The 15,344-nt window shown below is 69.9% G+C and carries 15 protein-coding genes and 1 tRNA gene; 10 read left to right on the forward strand and 6 right to left on the reverse strand.

Annotation, left to right across the window (positions count from 1 at the left end; translation table 11 throughout):
- The first annotated feature begins 45 nt into the window (after positions 1-45).
- A tRNA-Thr gene (locus VFZ92_RS06855) sits at positions 46-119 on the forward strand.
- Positions 120-705: 586 nt separating this feature from the next.
- Here the strand turns inward: VFZ92_RS06855 and VFZ92_RS06860 are convergent.
- Entirely contained in the window at positions 706-1,365 is a 660-nt protein-coding gene (locus VFZ92_RS06860) for a hypothetical protein (RefSeq protein WP_330874939.1), read from the reverse strand.
- Between the two features lie 425 nt (positions 1,366-1,790).
- Here VFZ92_RS06860 and VFZ92_RS06865 point away from each other — a divergent pair, with 425 nt between their 5' ends.
- From VFZ92_RS06865 to VFZ92_RS06875, 3 genes are all read left to right on the forward strand, one after another.
- Positions 1,791-2,621, forward strand: coding sequence for a transglutaminase-like domain-containing protein (locus VFZ92_RS06865; RefSeq protein ID WP_330874940.1), 831 nt, complete (start codon positions 1,791-1,793; stop codon positions 2,619-2,621).
- A gap of 34 nt (positions 2,622-2,655) precedes the next feature.
- A complete protein-coding gene (locus tag VFZ92_RS06870) occupies positions 2,656-3,033 on the forward strand; it encodes a hypothetical protein (protein WP_330875001.1) in 378 nt (125 codons plus the stop codon).
- A 192-nt stretch (positions 3,034-3,225) separates the two neighbouring features.
- On the forward strand, positions 3,226-3,405 hold the full coding sequence (locus VFZ92_RS06875; protein WP_330874941.1) for a hypothetical protein: 180 nt from the start codon (positions 3,226-3,228) through the stop codon (positions 3,403-3,405).
- Here the strand turns inward: VFZ92_RS06875 and VFZ92_RS06880 are convergent.
- The 3 genes from VFZ92_RS06880 to VFZ92_RS06890 form a co-directional block, all read right to left on the reverse strand.
- Positions 3,392-4,405 carry an LLM class F420-dependent oxidoreductase gene (locus VFZ92_RS06880; protein ID WP_330874942.1) on the reverse strand — a complete coding sequence of 338 codons (1,014 nt, stop codon included), beginning with the start codon at positions 4,403-4,405 and terminating at the stop codon, positions 3,392-3,394. The genes VFZ92_RS06875 and VFZ92_RS06880 overlap by 14 nt on opposite strands.
- Before the next feature lie 19 nt (positions 4,406-4,424).
- Positions 4,425-5,003 (reverse strand): excalibur calcium-binding domain-containing protein, encoded by a 579-nt coding sequence (locus VFZ92_RS06885; RefSeq protein WP_330874943.1) that lies wholly within the window; start codon positions 5,001-5,003, stop codon positions 4,425-4,427.
- Positions 5,004-5,392: 389 nt separating this feature from the next.
- Positions 5,393-5,845 carry a DUF4442 domain-containing protein gene (locus tag VFZ92_RS06890; RefSeq protein ID WP_330874944.1) on the reverse strand — a complete coding sequence of 151 codons (453 nt, stop codon included), beginning with the start codon at positions 5,843-5,845 and terminating at the stop codon, positions 5,393-5,395.
- 168 nt (positions 5,846-6,013) lie between these two features.
- Here VFZ92_RS06890 and VFZ92_RS06895 point away from each other — a divergent pair, with 168 nt between their 5' ends.
- A complete protein-coding gene (locus VFZ92_RS06895; RefSeq protein ID WP_330874945.1) occupies positions 6,014-6,535 on the forward strand; it encodes a MarR family winged helix-turn-helix transcriptional regulator in 522 nt (173 codons plus the stop codon).
- Positions 6,535-8,208: an MDR family MFS transporter gene (locus VFZ92_RS06900; RefSeq protein WP_330874946.1), complete on the forward strand. Its 1,674-nt coding sequence runs from the start codon at positions 6,535-6,537 to the stop codon at positions 8,206-8,208. Before VFZ92_RS06895 ends, VFZ92_RS06900 begins: the two co-directional genes overlap by 1 nt.
- A gap of 63 nt (positions 8,209-8,271) precedes the next feature.
- Here VFZ92_RS06900 and VFZ92_RS06905 read toward each other — a convergent pair whose 3' ends face one another.
- A complete protein-coding gene (locus tag VFZ92_RS06905; RefSeq protein ID WP_259629710.1) occupies positions 8,272-8,775 on the reverse strand; it encodes an inorganic diphosphatase in 504 nt (167 codons plus the stop codon).
- 166 nt (positions 8,776-8,941) lie between these two features.
- Here VFZ92_RS06905 and dacB point away from each other — a divergent pair, with 166 nt between their 5' ends.
- Genes dacB through hpt form a run of 4 tightly spaced genes read left to right on the forward strand, consistent with a single transcriptional unit; the run spans position 8,942 to position 13,324 of the window.
- Complete coding sequence (gene dacB / locus VFZ92_RS06910) at positions 8,942-10,720, forward strand: D-alanyl-D-alanine carboxypeptidase/D-alanyl-D-alanine endopeptidase (protein WP_330874947.1); 1,779 nt, start codon at positions 8,942-8,944, stop codon at positions 10,718-10,720.
- A 27-nt stretch (positions 10,721-10,747) separates the two neighbouring features.
- Positions 10,748-11,821: a zinc-dependent metalloprotease gene (locus VFZ92_RS06915; RefSeq protein ID WP_330874948.1), complete on the forward strand. Its 1,074-nt coding sequence runs from the start codon at positions 10,748-10,750 to the stop codon at positions 11,819-11,821.
- Positions 11,818-12,759 (forward strand): tRNA lysidine(34) synthetase TilS, encoded by a 942-nt coding sequence (tilS, locus tag VFZ92_RS06920; protein ID WP_330874949.1) that lies wholly within the window; start codon positions 11,818-11,820, stop codon positions 12,757-12,759. The genes VFZ92_RS06915 and tilS overlap by 4 nt, the downstream gene beginning before the upstream one ends.
- A gap of 13 nt (positions 12,760-12,772) precedes the next feature.
- Positions 12,773-13,324: a hypoxanthine phosphoribosyltransferase gene (gene hpt, locus VFZ92_RS06925; protein WP_330874950.1), complete on the forward strand. Its 552-nt coding sequence runs from the start codon at positions 12,773-12,775 to the stop codon at positions 13,322-13,324.
- 128 nt (positions 13,325-13,452) lie between these two features.
- On the opposite strand, the gene VFZ92_RS06930 is transcribed toward hpt, so the two are convergent.
- Positions 13,453-15,153 carry a substrate-binding and VWA domain-containing protein gene (locus tag VFZ92_RS06930; protein WP_330874951.1) on the reverse strand — a complete coding sequence of 567 codons (1,701 nt, stop codon included), beginning with the start codon at positions 15,151-15,153 and terminating at the stop codon, positions 13,453-13,455.
- Positions 15,154-15,344: the final 191 nt, after the last annotated feature.

Below are 15,344 nucleotides of genomic sequence, written 5' to 3' on the forward strand. Positions count from 1 at the left end.
CCCTGTCGGTGACGGTCTTGGAGTCGGCTATAGTTATCGCGTCTCGCCGCCTTAGCTCAGTCGGCTAGAGCGGTTCACTCGTAATGAACAGGTCATCGGTTCGATTCCGATAGGCGGCTCTGGTGAGATGCAGGTCAGCCCCGGTGCGCACACAGCGCACCGGGGCTGACTGGTCTTCAGGGTCCTCCTGCGTGACCAACTGCGTGACTACGCTTCCGCCGCGGGGAAGATCCGGTCCATCGCGGTAGCCCCGTCCTGCACCCCCGGACGGATCTGCTTCCGGTAGGCCAGTTCGGCCGCCTTGGCGGCCTGTCGGAAGTCGCGCCGGACATCGGTGTCATCCAGCCCGGTGCCCTACTTGGTAGTGAGCACGAGGTCGTGCTTCTGCCACCCTGTGCCCGCGTCCTCCCTCGGCTTCGCCTGCCTGGCCGTTCGCTCCCCAGCGCCTCCTCGCAGCGCTGGGGAGCGCCGGTGGCTTCCGGGACTCCCACGACACCGCCGAGGATCCGAGACCGCGGTGGAGATCAAGCGGAACCTCGATCTTCCAAGTCCCGTTACCCCTGTCATCGAGGTTGGCCAGGTGCAAGGTGTGTTTGCTGCGTCCTATCCGGTGTGCGACCTCGCGGCAGCGCGGATCAACAACCATGAGGAATCGTGGTGGGGTAGTCGGGAGAACGTGCTGACAGGGGGAAGCATGGAAGATGGTCACTCGACCACGACCGAGACCGAGGCAACGGGGGCATCATTGGTAGGTGGCCTGTTGGAGGCTAGACCATTGTCTTCTCCCGTGGAGCATTTGGCAATGGCGGCCTTGTCGACGAGTGCTCGGCCATCTGCGCTGTCCATGAGGTAGGCAAGAATGTCAACTTTGGTTCCTGGGCTCGCTTTCGTTCCGGCGCCGCCGCATTCCCATTTCTCGGCCGCGCTGTCGACGACGCAGTACCCGTACTGCTGGTAATAGACTGCTTCAGTGCTATTTCGAATTCGGAGAAATATCCAGAGTGTGCCGCAAGTGGATGCGCTGTTCGTGCTGCCCTTGACGGAGAAGTTGGCCTTTTGGGTTGCGCTCAGGGTCGTGTTGTCGGCAGGAGAGTCGATCGTTGTCCTCGTTTTCTCGCAGCTGCTCTCTGTCTCTGGTGCTGACAACCTCCGAAACGTGTGGGCGGCAACGCCGGTGCTCACAAGCGCAATGGAAATTTCTAAAACCATCAACTTGTCTACCGTGCAATTGCGACGGTAGAAGATGATGGTCACCCCGATCGCAAACGCCAATACGCTAACCAGATAAATGATCTGTCTGGGTTGTCCAAGTGGTATCAAGGCCACTGCGGTGATGTCGGCGATGATGCCGACAGGCGCCAGCATTTGAGAAACTCTGCTTCCTGGCGCTGTCGCTGGAGGAGTTGTCGACGTGGGCATGGAGTCTCCCGGCGGTCGAAGCAGTAAACGGCATCGACCCATTGGCAGGTGTCACCGTACAGACGCTAATGACGACGGGAGCCGTCGTCATCCAAGGTGCACCCGAATGCGCCAGTGATCTAAAGCCTGCTTGCTACGATTAGTGCGGGTTGACGCCTTGTCCGCTCCTCAGAGTGGACAAGCGCCACGCATGGAATCACTTCAGAGGCATCGTAATTTCAGGAGCTGGCGCAGGCGCCCGAAGACGCCGCATGACGAGTCGCCGTTTGGTCGCCCCAGTTCGGTACCGGGCATGCCGGGCATCGGCGCGATGCCCGGCGGTACGCAACCGGGCCTGACGCATTTCGGTGCGCCTCGCCTACCATCGTTCGATGGTGAAGATCGACTACGTGGCTCCGGGGCTGTTCACCTCACTCGGCGAGGCCGCCGGTTCCGTGGTCGCCGACGATCCGCTGGAGATCTGCGAGCCCGTCCACGGGCTGTTCCTCCACCCCGACGCGCAGCCGGGGCGGGATCTGCCCGCTGAGCGGCAGGTGGAGAAGGACGTTCGCCCCGCCGCCGAGTTGGCGCGGCTGTTGTTGGCGCTCGACCCGATGCCGTTGACGTCGCCGCGGGCGCCGGACAAGCGGCTCGTGGGGACGTGCAGGCACTTCGCGGTGATGAGCTGCGCGCTGCTGCGGGATCGGGGGATCGCCGCGCGGGTGCGGTGCGGGTTCGGGATGTACTTCGAGGCCGGGCTGGGGTTGGACCACTGGGTGACGGAGTTCTTCGACGGTGGGCGGTGGGTGCGGGTCGACACGGAGGTCTTCGGGCAGGAGCGGCCCGTCGACCCGCGTGATCTGCGGCCCGGTGAGTTCCTGACCGGTGGTGAGGCGTGGAGCGCCTACCGGCGTGGTGAGGTCGACGGCTCGAAGTTCGGGGTGCCCGGCACGGAGAACTGGGGACCGTCGGAGATCCGCGGCAACGCCGTGCGGGACCTGGCCGCGCTCAACAACGTCGAGGTGCTGCCGTGGGACGAGTGGGGGCGGATGGAGGAGGCCTACCAGGGGCGGACGGGTGAGGACTACGACGAGCTGCTGGACGAGCTGGCCGTCGTGTGCGCCGGGGACGACCTGGACGCCGTCGCCGCGCTCTACCTCCACCCCGACCTGCGGGTACCGGACGAGCTGATCGCGGAACCCGACCGCGACCGCGCGCGTTGACGGACTGTCGGCTCGGAGGGAGGGCGTGGGGGCTGTGCCGTTGAGCGCGAAGGTTCGGGAGCGCTGCCGGGCGCTGCTGCCGCCGGGCACCGAGATCCGCTACCTCTTCCCCGCGGTCGCCAGCACGGCGGTCGGGCCGTCGCTCGTCTCGAAGCCGTTCATCTTCGTGGTGACGGACCGGAACATCGTGATGCTGGCGTGCAGCTGGCTGAGCCACGACCGGCCGAAGTCGGTGCACTGGACGTACGAGCGGAGCCTGCGGCTCGGACCGGTGGACACGACGTCGGACCCGGTCTTCACCGTCGACGGCTCGCCGTTCCAGACCTGGGACGAGTACGTGTCGGTGATCGCGGCCGCGGACGCGGAGACGACGAGGGACTCCTTCCCGCCGGACCCGCTGCCCGACCTCTGACGTGCGGTGCACGACGCGGTGATGTGACCCGGAGTTCTTCCGCTCGTTCCCGACCTCGGCGACACTTCGGGAGAGCGGTCGACACCGGTCCCGGAACGTCCGCCCGGTGGTTGCTCCATCGGGGTGGCCTTCGCGCGATCTCCGTCAGAGGGGTCGGGTTCGGTCGTCGCCCTGGCGGAGGAGGCGATGACCATGATCCCGACGATCCTGATGACCCTGCTCTTCCTACCCCTCGCCCTGTGCGCCGCGCGCGTGGGCAGGAGGCACTGGACGAGACGCAGGACCGTGCTGCGGGTGCGGGCCGAACTGGCCTTCTTCCACCACGGTCTGCGGGACACACCGAGCGGTCGGCACCGGCTCACCCGTTCCTGAGCGCGGCGAACACGCGGCCCCACCGCTCGGGGTCGCCGCGGTAGGGCGCGTGGCAGGACGAGCGGGTGGTGACGTCGCCGTAGCGGGCCAGCAGTTCCGCCGCCACCTGCTCGGGCTCGCCGACCACGGCGAACGCGGTCAGCACCTCGTCGTCGACCGCCGCCGTCATGTCGTCCCACCGCTGCCGCCGGGACATCGCGTGCAGCTCCTCGTGCAGGTCGCCCCACCCGTGCAGGTCGAGGACCCGGCGGTAGGCGGGGGTCGAGCCGTAGAAGGCGATCTGCTTCCTGGTGTCGGCGACGGAGGCGGCCAGCTCCTCGGCCGTGCCGCCGGTCGCGACGAACGACGGGCCGCTGATCTCCAGTCCCGCCAACGGTTTTCCGGCTTTGGCGCGCCCGCGTTCGAGCGCCGGGATCGTCACCTCGCGCAGGTACCGCTCGGTGGTGAAGCTGTGGCACAGGAAGCCGTCGGCGACCTCGCCCGCGACCTCGGTCATCAGCTCGCCGACGCCCGCGAGGTACACCTTCGGCGGTCCGTACGGGTTCGGGCCGGGGTCGAAGAAGGGTGTCATCAGGGTGTGGGTGAAGAACTCGCCGCGGAACCTCGGCCGTTCGCCGGTCTCCCAGCTCCGCCAGATCGCCCGCATCGCCAGGACGTACTCGCGCATCCGGGCGGCGGGTTTCGACCACGGCATCGAGAACCGCTTGGTGATGTGCGGTTCGACCTGCGACCCGAGCCCGAGGTTGAAGCGCCCGCCGGACAGCAGTTGCAGGTCGTTCGCCAGCACCGCGGTGCTCATCGGGTTGCGCGCGAACGCGACCGCGATCGACGTGCCCAGCTCGACCCGCGACGTCGTCCCCGCCGCGACGCCCAGTGCGACGAACGGGTCGTGCTGGGCCTCGGCCACCCAGAACCCGTCGTAGCCCGCGGCCTCGGCCTGCCGGGCGGTGTCGCCGATCTCGCGGGGGTCGAACGCGACCTCGACGCTGTCCACCTTCATGGGGTGGTTGTACCAGCGCCTAGCGGTCGCAGGCGATCCCGTCCCCGTCCGGGTCGAGGTGCTTGCCGTAGCCGGGTTGGTTGACGACGATCGGGCCGACGCCCGCCCTCCTGGCCGCCTCGCAGTTCGCGAAGTACACGTCGTCCGAACCGGACGGCTCGCGGTCCTGCGCGTCCGCCTGGCCGACGGTGTCCTTGCCGCCGCACTCACCCCACAGGCCGACCCCGGCCTGCTCGGCCGCGGACTGGGCGGACTTGAGCGCGGTCGTCGAGCCGGGTTCGGCGCGTCCCATGCCGCGGCGCACCGCCTCCACCGCGAAGTCGGACCCGTCCGGCATCAGCACGGTGGCCGACGAGCCGAAGGTCTTGGTGTACTTGACGGTCTTGCCGTTCAACGTCCTGCGGGTGAACTCGGTCGCCGCGCCCGCCCAGCACTCGCCGGGCGGGGCCAGTCCGGCGATCTGCACGGTCTTGCCGTCCGAACTGACGATCGTGCGACCGTCCACGACGTCCGCCACCTGCATCGTCGGCTGCTCGGGCGCGCCCGTCGTCGTCGTGAGCATCGGCGTCGGGCTCGGCGTCGAACTGGGGGTGGTCACCCGGATCGCCGCCGACAGGTCCGTCTTGGACGCACAACCGCCTGCGCAGAGGAGGGCGAGCAGGAACGGGAGAGCTCCACGTCGCCACCGGGCAGGCGCGGGGGGAGTACTGGGCACGCGATCCTCCAAGGGCGCGGCGGTCGCACCTGTGTCCGGGTCATCGCAACGGGACGTGCCGCGTGTTACGCGGGTCACAGGACGTTACCAAGTCGACTCCCCGAAAGGACCAGGCTCGACCCGTCGATCGGGTGAGCCTGGTCCCTGAATCGGTTTACTCGCAAGCGATTCCGGCCCCGCGGTGGTCCGGGTGGGACCCGCGGCCGGGATCGCCCCACCGCAACGGTGTTATGCCCGAGGTCCGGTGTGGAGGGGTCCTCGGTGGACGGCGGTCAGCGGTTCGGGCGCAGGGTCCAGGTGACGGTCATCTCCGCCGTGGTGGCCCCGGCGGCGTTGGTGATCGTGACGTGCACCGGGAACTCGGGCCGCGTGCCGGACGCCAGTTCGGCGACCACCTCGGCGGCCGGGCGGCCGAGGACGGCCTCCGCGCGCAGCACGCCGGTCGCGACCTTCCGGTAGGCGATCTCCGCGCGCGCGACCAGCGGCGTGGCCTTGTCCATGTGCTGCGAGAACGCCGCGAGCACGACGGCTCCGGACGCGGTCTCGCCCGCACCGAACACGACGGCCGCGTGCGGGCCGCCGACGTGGTTGCGGTTCTCCTCGCCGTCGGGCAGTTCGACGAGCACGCGGTCGCCCTCGACCTCGATGAAGTCGATGCCGGTGGTCCCGACCCACGGCACGCCCTGCTTCAGGGCGTCCGCGACGAACGTGTAGTCCTGGCTCATGGCGACGAATGCTACCGGTCGGTAACCCCGTTGCCTACCCGTTGGTAACCGCCTGCTGAGACGCGACTCACCGTTAATTCAGTTGCCCTGCTAGGCCATCCGAGTTCATGCTTGTACTCAGCAACTAGTTGGATGATGCAAGCAACGGAGTGTTCCATGGTGGACCCGGTGAGTGACACGGTGGGTTCGACCGAGGCGAGGCCGGAGCCGGAGCTGGAGCTGGCCGAGAGGGTCGGTACCGCGATGATCCGCCTCAACAAGATGCACGCGTGCGTCGCCGCGCAGATGAACAAGGCCGGTATGGACAAGGCCGCCTTCGTGCTGCTCGCGAACCTCGCGCACATGGGTCCCTCCCGATCCAGCGCGCTGGCCGAGGCGGTCTTCTCCGACCCCTCGACCGTCAGCCGCCAGGTCGCCGGCCTGGTCAAGGACGGGCTTGTGGAACGGCGGGCCGACCCGGAGGACGGACGGGCCAGCGTGCTCGTCGCCACCGAGGCGGGCCACCGGTTGCTGGCCGAACGCCGCAGCATGCGCAACGCCGCCATCGCGCGGATGTTCGGGAGCTGGTCCGAACCGGACTGGCGCACCTTCACCGACTTGTTAGAGCGCTTCGTGGGCGACTACGAGAACGCGCTTCCGGATTTTTTGGCTGAGGGCGGACCGGGGCCGCGCTCAGGAGGGGAGAAGTGATGTCGGAAACGGTTGAGAGAGCGGAGGCTTCGCCGAGGGGCGAGGTGCTGCTCACCCACCGTCAGATCCTGACGATCCTGTCCGGTCTGCTGCTGGGGATGTTCCTCGCGGCGCTCGACCAGACGATCGTCTCGTCCGCGATGAAGACCATCGCCGACGAGCTCCAGGGCCAGACCTTGCAGGCGTGGGCCACCACGGCGTACCTGATCACCGCCACGATCACGACGCCGCTGTACGGCAAGCTCTCGGACATCTACGGCCGCAAGCCGATGTACCTGTCCGCGATCACGCTGTTCCTGATCGGGTCGCTGCTCTCGGGCATCGCGACCTCGATGTACGAGCTGGCCGCGTTCCGCGCGGTGCAGGGCCTCGGCGCGGGCGGCCTGATGTCGCTCGGCATGGCGATCCTGGCGGACATCACGTCGCCGCGGGAGCGCAGCAAGTACTCCGCGTACTTCATGGCCGTGTTCGGCGTGTCGAGCGTCGCCGGCCCGGTCGTCGGCGGCCTGTTCGCGGGCCTGGACACGTTCGCGGGCGTCACGGGCTGGCGCTGGGTGTTCCTGATCAACGTCCCGATCGCGCTGATCGCGCTCGTCGTCGTCGCCAAGGTGCTCAACGTCCCGCACAAGCGGGTCGACCACCGCATCGACTTCTGGGGCGCCGCGCTGCTCAGCGTCGGCCTGGTGCCGCTGCTGATCGTCGCAGAGCAGGGGCGCGAGTGGGGCTGGGCGTCCGGCACCTCGATCGCGATGTACGCGCTCGGCGTGCTCGGCGTCATCGGCTTCGTGTTCAACGAGAAGCGCATGGGCGACGAGGCGCTGCTGCCGCTGAGGCTGTTCCGCAGCGGGACGTTCTCGCTCGGCAACACGATCAACTTCGTGATGGGCATCGGCATGTTCGGCGGCATGGTCTCGCTGCCGCTGTACCTCCAGATCGTCAAGGGCGCCTCGGCGACCGAAGCCGGTCTGATGCTGCTCCCGCTGACGTTCGGCATCATGTCGGCGGCCGGGATCAGCGGTCAGATCACCTCGAAGACGGGGCGCTACAAGGTGTTCCCGATCATCGGGTTCGCGCTGATGGCCGTCGCGCTCTTCGCGTTCAGCACGATCGGCACGGACACGTCGAACGCGTTCACGCTCAGCCTGATGTTCGTGATGGGCGCCGGACTGGGGCTGTGCATGCAGACCCTGCTGCTGGCGATCCAGAACGACGCCGAACCGAGGGACATGGGCGTCGCGACGTCGTCGGCCACGTTCTTCCGCCAGATCGGTGGCACGGTCGGCACCGCCGTCTTCCTGTCGATCCTGTTCAGCAGCGTCGGCGACAAGATCGGCAACGCGCTGACCACGGCGTTCGGCAACCCGGACTTCCAGGCCGCGCTGGCGAGGCCGGAGAACGCGCAGTTCGCCCAGGGGCTCCAGAGCGGCGCCGGTGTCGACCTGAACAACACCGAGTTCCTCAAGACGCTCGACCCGGTGCTGGCGCGTCCGTTCCTGGACGGCTTCTCCGGCGCGATCGACACGGTGTTCCTGGTCGGCGGCATCGTGGTGCTGATCGGCTTCGTGCTCGTGTGGTTCATCAAGGAGACCCCGCTGTCCATGCGCTCCGGCCTGGAGCGCATGAACGACGAGAACGAGGCCAAGGAAGCGGTTCCCCCGCTCCCGATTCACTAGATCGTGTAAGAAAAGGAGCCCCGCACCTCACTGAGGTGCGGGGCTCCTTCTCGTGGTCAAGCCCTAGTGGTCCTCGCCGCGTGCGATGGCGTCCTTGAGGCGCTGGTAGGACCGGATGACCTCGGCCTCGGCCTCGACGCGACCGACCCAGCTGGCGCCCTCGACGCTCTTGCCGGGCTCCAGGTCCTTGTAGACCTCGAAGAAGTGCTGGATCTCCAGCCGGTAGAACTCGTTCAGGTGGTGGATGTCGCGCAGGTGCTCCGACCGCGGGTCGTCGGCGGGCACGCAGAGCAGCTTGTCGTCGCCGCCCTTCTCGTCGGTCATGCGGAACATGCCGATGGCGCGCGACTTGATCAGGCAGCCGGGGAACGTGGGCTCCTGGACGATCACCAGCGCGTCGAGCGGGTCGCCGTCCTCGCCCAGGGTGTTGTCCACGAACCCGTAGTCCGCCGGGTACTGGGTGGCCGTGAACAGGGTGCGGTCCAAGCGGATGCGACCTGTCTTGTGGTCCATCTCGTACTTGTTGCGCACACCCTTGGGGATCTCGATGGTGACGTCGAACTCCACTGCGCGTCCTCTGCTTCGTCTCGCCTCGTCATGCTGAGGTGACGCCGCGTGTGCGACACCCTCTGCCGTTGCGCCACTAGTGTGGACTACGACGACCACCCGACCCGCATCGTGGTGGGTGCCTGCGGGTGTGAGATTGCCCTTATGAAGATCTACGGAGGATCGCGTGCCCGGACCTGGCGACCCCGATCCCGGTGTGCCGGACGAGCTTTCGTGGCCCACCGAGGACGACGACTCGGGTGTGTTCGAGATCGCACCCGAGCAGCCGACGGTGGCTCTCCCCGAGCCGCCGACGGTGCAGGTGCAGCGCCCCAGGCCGGCGGCGGCGCAGCCCCCGCCGACACCGCGGCCCGCCGATCCGCCGACCATGCGCATCCAGGTCCCGCGGCCCCAGCCCACGTTGCCGCAGCTCTCGCCGCCGCAGCGACCGCCCGTGCAGCCCGAGCCGCCCACGCGCCGCGCGATGCCCGAGCGGATCACCCCGCACAACGAACCCGCGCCCGACGCCGAGCCGGACCCGCCCGTGCCGCCCGCCGAACGGGAGACCGCCGAGGCCGGGCCGAACCGCCGCAAGCCCCTGCTGCTCGTCGGCGCGATCGTGCTCGTGGTGGCGCTCGCCGGTGGCGCGGTGTTCGCCTCGGCGAAGCTCGACTGGTTCGGCGGCGAGGTCGCGCTCACCACGGCGCCGCCCGCTCCGCCCGCGAAGGTGTCGCTCTCCGTGAAGGGCGTCGCCGGTGACGCGCCGACGCCGAGCGCGTCCGGCGTCAGCGCCGCGCTGGCCGGGCCCGCCGCGGCCGGGGTGCTCAGCCCGCTGACCGGGGTCGTGATCGACCCGGCGACCGGCACCGCGCTCTGGCAGCAGGGCGACACGACGCCGCTGATCCCGGCGTCCACGATCAAGATCCTGGCGTCCGCCGCGGCGCTGCTGTCGATCGACCACACCGCCCAGCTGTCCACCAAGGTCGTCCAGGGAGACGCGCCCGGCACCGTCGTGGTCGTCGGCGGTGGCGACCCGACGCTGTCCTCGCTACCGGAGGGCACGACCACGGTCTACCCCGGCGCCGCGACCCTCGACGACCTCGCCGCGCAGGTCAAGGCCAACGCGACGGGCCCGATCACGGAGGTCAGGTTCGACCTCGGCCGGTACGCGGGCGAGGGCACCGCACCCGGCTGGGACCCGGCCGACATCGCGGGCGGCTCGATCACGCCGATCGTGCCGTTCATGCTCGACGGCGGCAGGCTGGACCCGAAGAACCCGAACAGCCCCCGCACCGCCGCGCCAGCGCTGGACGCCGCCACCGCGCTGGCGCAGCGGCTCGGCGTGGCGACCGCGACCCCCGGCCCCGCGCCGTCCGGCACCAACCAGAAGGTGCTGGGCGAGGTGAAGTCCGCGCCGGTCGACCAGCTCGTCGAGAACGCCATGCAGATCTCGGACAACATCCTGGCCGAGGCGCTCGCCCGCGAGGTCGCCAAGGTCACCGGCCAGCAGCCCTCGTTCGACGGCGCGGCCAAGGCCGTCGAGGACGTGCTGACGAAGAACCAGTTCGACGTCGGCGGGGCCACGGTCGTGGACGCCAGCGGCATGTCGCCGCAGAACAAGATCCCGGCGAAGCTGCTCGGCCAGATCCTGGAGGTCGCGGCCAAGCCGGACGCGAGCGACCCGCGCACCGCGAAGCTGCGCCCGCTGCTGACCGCGCTGCCGGTCGCGGGCGGCAGCGGCACCCTGGCGAACCGCTACCAGCAGCAGGCCGCGAGCGGGAAGGGCTGGGTGCGGGGCAAGACCGGCACGCTGACCGGCGTGAACTCGCTCGCGGGCGTCGTCGTGGACACCGACGGCAAGCTGCTGGTGTTCGCGTTCATGTCGAACAGCCCCGGCAACACCGACGAGGTGCGCGAGGCGCTGGACGTCCTGGCTGCCACGCTGCGTGGCTGCGGCTGTGCGTAGCCGTATCCCACAGGTAGCGTCGGAAGGGTGAACGCGGCACCGCAAGCCCGTGTGGCACGACCGGGCGACACGACGACGACCACCCCCGTCGACTGGGAGTTGGCCGCGTCGACGGCCGCGCGCCTCGTCCGGCAGGGTCCGATCATCCCGAGGGCCGAGGCGGACGTGGCCGTCCACCGGCTGCGGGAGCTGGCCCCCGAGGCCGAGGTGCACGTCCGCGAGCTGACCGGACTGGGCCACGGCCTCCCGCTGCTGCCCGGCGAGGTCGTGGACCGGCCCGCGTGGGCGCGCGCCGCGGTGCAGGGGCTGGCCGCGCTGACCGACTCCGCGATGCCCCGGCAGAGCGGCGCGTTCGGCGGGGTCATGGCGAGCACGGCCGGGGTGCAGGCGGGGATCGTGCTGTCGTTCCTCAGCTCCCGCGTGCTCGGCCAGTACGACCCGTTCGGCGGGGACGGCGCGGGCAGGCTGCTGCTGGTGGCGCCGAACATCGTCGCCGCCCAGCGGGCGCTCGACGTGCCCGCCGAGGACTTCAGCCTGTGGGTCTGCCTGCACGAGTGCACGCACCGGCTCCAGTTCACCGGCGTGCCGTGGCTGCGCGAGTACTTCGGCGGGCAGGTGTCCGACCTGCTCGCCGCCATGGACGCGCCGTCGGGTTCGATCACCAAGCTGCCCGAGGTGGTGCGCGAGTTCCGCAAGCGCCTGCGCGACACCGACGGTCCGATGGGGCTGATCGACCTCTTCCAGTCGGCCGAGCAGAAGGCCGCCATCGACCGGCTGGTCGCGCTGTCGACGCTCCTCGAAGGCCACGCCGACCACGTGATGGACGCCGTCGGCCCGTCCGTGGTGCCGTCGGTGGCCACGATCCGCGACCGGTTCACCGAGCGCCGCAAGGGCGGTGGCGTGCTGGACCGGGTCCTGCGCACGCTGCTGGGCGTCGAGGCCAAGGTCCGCCAGTACGCGGAGGGCGCCGCGTTCACCGGGCACGTCGTGGACGCGGTGGGCATGGAGCGCTTCAACGTCGTCTGGACCTCGCCGGAGACCCTGCCGACCCGCGCGGAGATCACCGACCCGGCGGAGTGGCTGCGCCGCGTCGCACCGTGAACCGGCCCGACCCCGCCGTCTCCGAGGTGCGGACCGCGGTCCGGAGGTTCCTCGCCGAGCCCGCCGTCGCCGGGCACGTGGAACGCGGCGGGGTCGCCGTCGCGGTGTCGGGCGGCGCCGACTCGCTCGCGCTGGCCGCCGCGACCGCGCACGTCGTCCAGGGCGCGCGGGCGCTCGTCGTGGACCACGGCCTCCAGGCCGGGTCGGCCGAGGTCGCCGACCGGGCCGCGGCGCTGTGCCGGGGGCTGGGGCTGGACGCGGCGGTGCTGCCCGTCGTGGTGGACGGCGGCGGGGGCCCCGAAGCGGCCGCCAGGAGGGCCCGCTACGCCGCGCTGAGACCGTCGCGGGGGCTCGTGCTGCTCGGGCACACCAGGGACGACCAGGCCGAGACCGTGCTGCTCGGCCTGGGCCGCGGTTCGGGACCGCGGTCGATCGCGGGCATGAAGCCGCTCGACGCCCCGTGGGGACGGCCGCTGCTCGGCGTGTCCAGGACGACCACGACCGCCGCGTGCGCCGCGCTCGGGCTGGAGCCGTGGCACGACCCGCACAACACCGACCCGGCGTTCACCAGGGTGCGGCTGCGCACCGAGGTGCTGCCGCTGCTGGAGGACGTGCTCCAGGGCGGCGTCGCGGCCGCCCTCGCCCGCACCGCGGCCCAGCTGCGCGACGACAACGACGCGCTGGACGACCTGGCGGCGGCCTTCGAGGGTGATCCTGCCGACGTCTCGGCCCTGGAGCCGCTGCCGCCCGCGCTGCGCCGCCGCGTCATCCGCCGCTGGCTGCTCGCGTCGGGCACGCCGGAGTTGTCCGATTCGCACGTGAGGGCGGTGGACGCGCTGGTGTCCGGGTGGCGGGGCCAGGGTGGCGTGTGGCTGTCCGGCGGGTTGGTGGCGCGGCGCGCGCATGGCAGGCTCAAGCTAGACCCAAGGCAGTCATGACAGAGGGGACACCGTGTACGACGGCGACATCGCCTCAACGCTGATCACCGAACAGGAGATCAGCGACAAGGTCACCGAACTCGCGAACAAAGTCGCGGCCGACTACCCCGACGACGGTGGATCCGATCTCGTGCTGATCACGGTGCTCAAGGGCGCGGTGATGTTCATGACCGACCTGGCGAGGGCACTACCCGTGCCGGTCCAGTTGGAGTTCATGGCGGTCAGCTCGTACGGCTCCTCGACGTCCTCCTCGGGCGTCGTCCGCATCCTCAAGGACCTCGACCGCGACATCGCGGACCGCGACGTCGTCATCGTCGAGGACATCATCGACTCCGGACTCACGCTCTCGTGGCTGCTGAAGAACCTGGCGTCGCGCAAACCGCGCTCGCTGGAGGTCTGCACGCTGCTGCGCAAGCCCGACGCGGTGAAGGTCGAGGTGCCGGTGAAGTACGTCGGCTTCGACATCCCGAACGAGTTCGTCGTGGGCTACGGCCTCGACTACGCCGAGCGCTACCGCGACCTCCCGTACATCGGGAAGCTCGACCCGAAGGTCTACTCGGTGTAGGAGGTCGCTGCTCCGCGGGCTCCGGCCCGACCTGCCGACGCGTCCTCGCGCGGTGGTCACCGCGGTGGTCGTGCCGTCGTGTGAAAGGGCCTCCCGCACACCGTGCGGGGGGCCCTCTCGTTCGTTCGTCAGCAGTTGGGCCTGCACCTGCGCTGGCTGATGGCGTCCAGCAGCACGCCTTGGATGTCCGCGGGCTGGAGGGCCTGGTAGGCCTTGCCGCCGGTGGCCGCGGAGATCTGGCGCAGGGCGTCCATGTCGGCCTCCTGGCCCAGGCCGACCATGATCATCGGGACGGGCCTCGCCGGGTCGCCCTCGGACTGGAAGGTCTTCACCAGTTCGGCCAGGTCGATGCTGGAGATGTCGTCGTTGCGGCCGTCGGTGATCAGCGTGACCGAGTTGATCTTCGCCGGGTCGTACGTCGACTGCATGAAGCGCCACGCCGCCAGCGCGGTGTCGTTGAGCGCCGTGCCGCCGCCGACGATCGAGGCCAGGCCCTGCGCGCCCGTGACCAGCACGTCACGCCGGGGCTTGCCGCCGAGGGGCTCGCCGAGCGGGCCGATCGGGACCAGCGAGATCCAGTCGTTCGGCGGCTTCTTGTCCGTCGAGAACGCCCACAGGCCGATGTCCGAGGTGTCGGGCATGAGGCTCAACGCGGTCAGCGCCGCCTGGGTGGCGGCCTCGATCCGGGTCTGGCCGTTGCTCATCTTCTCGGCCATCGAGCCGGACACGTCCAGCACCGCGAGCATCCGCGAGTCCAGGGCGATGGCGCCCCACGTGCGCAGCAGCTCGGACACCTGGTCCGTCGTCGGCGCCTTCAGCAGGTTGACCTGGTCGCCGTTGACGCCGTCCTCCTCCGTCGTCCAGCCGTCGGGCGCGCGGCCCTGCGGGTTGCGGAAGCCCGCGTCGGCGAACCGCTTCGCGGCCTCGGGGGAGCGCAGCGCCTTCTCGAAGCCCGCCGCGGCGGCCTCGGTGCCCGAGTGCTCGCCCGCCCGGCTGACCCGCACCAGCGGGAAGTCGAAGCCGAGCGTCCCCTCCTTGGGGTAGGAGGCCACGACCCGGCGTTCACCGGCCGTGCGGTTGTTCGCCATCACGTTCTGCTCGCTGGCCGTGAAGATCGGCGCGTTCTCGGCGCCCTGCGTGACCTTGTTGAACGCGTCGCGCACCGACGGCAGCGCCTCGCGGCCGACGCGCAGCAGCGCGCTGACCAGCTCCGGCTTGGGGGAGCCGTCGGGGTTGCCGAGCAGGCCGCGGACGACGGCCAGCGTGGCGAGGCCCTCGGTGGACTGCGTCGGGTCGCTCAGGGTCACCGGCACGTTCGGGTCGACCACGCGGGACCAGCTGATGGGCGTGACGGGCCAGCCGAGCTTCGACATCGACTGCTCGGAGCCCGCGATCACCATCGGCGAGCTGGCCAGGGAGCTCTTCACGTCCAGGCGCGGCGCGTCCTGGCCGACCTCGCCCGCTTCCTTCTGCGTCTCGGCCGCCCACATCGACGAGTCCGGGATCCACAGGGCGGGCGGGTTGATCTGGGCGGTCGGCAGCTCCGTGGCGACGTCCGCGGCGCCGCGCGACTCGACCTGGACCTGGACGCAGCGGCCGTCCACGATCGGCTGGGTCGACTGGTACTCGGCGGCGGTCTGCCGGACGACCTCCTCGGCCGCGGGCGTGACGGCGACCTTGAGCGGGAGGGCGCCCTGGCAGTCGGGTCCGCTGGTGGCCTTCAACGCGACCACGGTGACGCTGACTGCCGCCACCACGCCGATCAACGCCCCCGCGGGGAGGGCGATCCGGCGGAGCAGGCTGGTGGTGGGCTGGTTGCGCGATGACATACCGTGGGTACCTTCGGTTCAGTATTCACCCGTTGGGGCGATGAGAAAACTCTCCGTGGTCTGAGGGTGGCACGTGTTCTGCTGGCAGGGTGGAGACCCGTAGTTCCCGTCACTCGTGTGGACCGATGCAGGTAGCTACCTGTAAGTAGCGCGGTACCTCTATCGAGTGTTACGGGCTGCGGGTCCCCGAA

The sequence above is a fragment of the Umezawaea sp. genome (genome assembly GCF_036375055.1).
Classification (GTDB): Bacteria; Actinomycetota; Actinomycetes; order Mycobacteriales; family Pseudonocardiaceae; genus Umezawaea.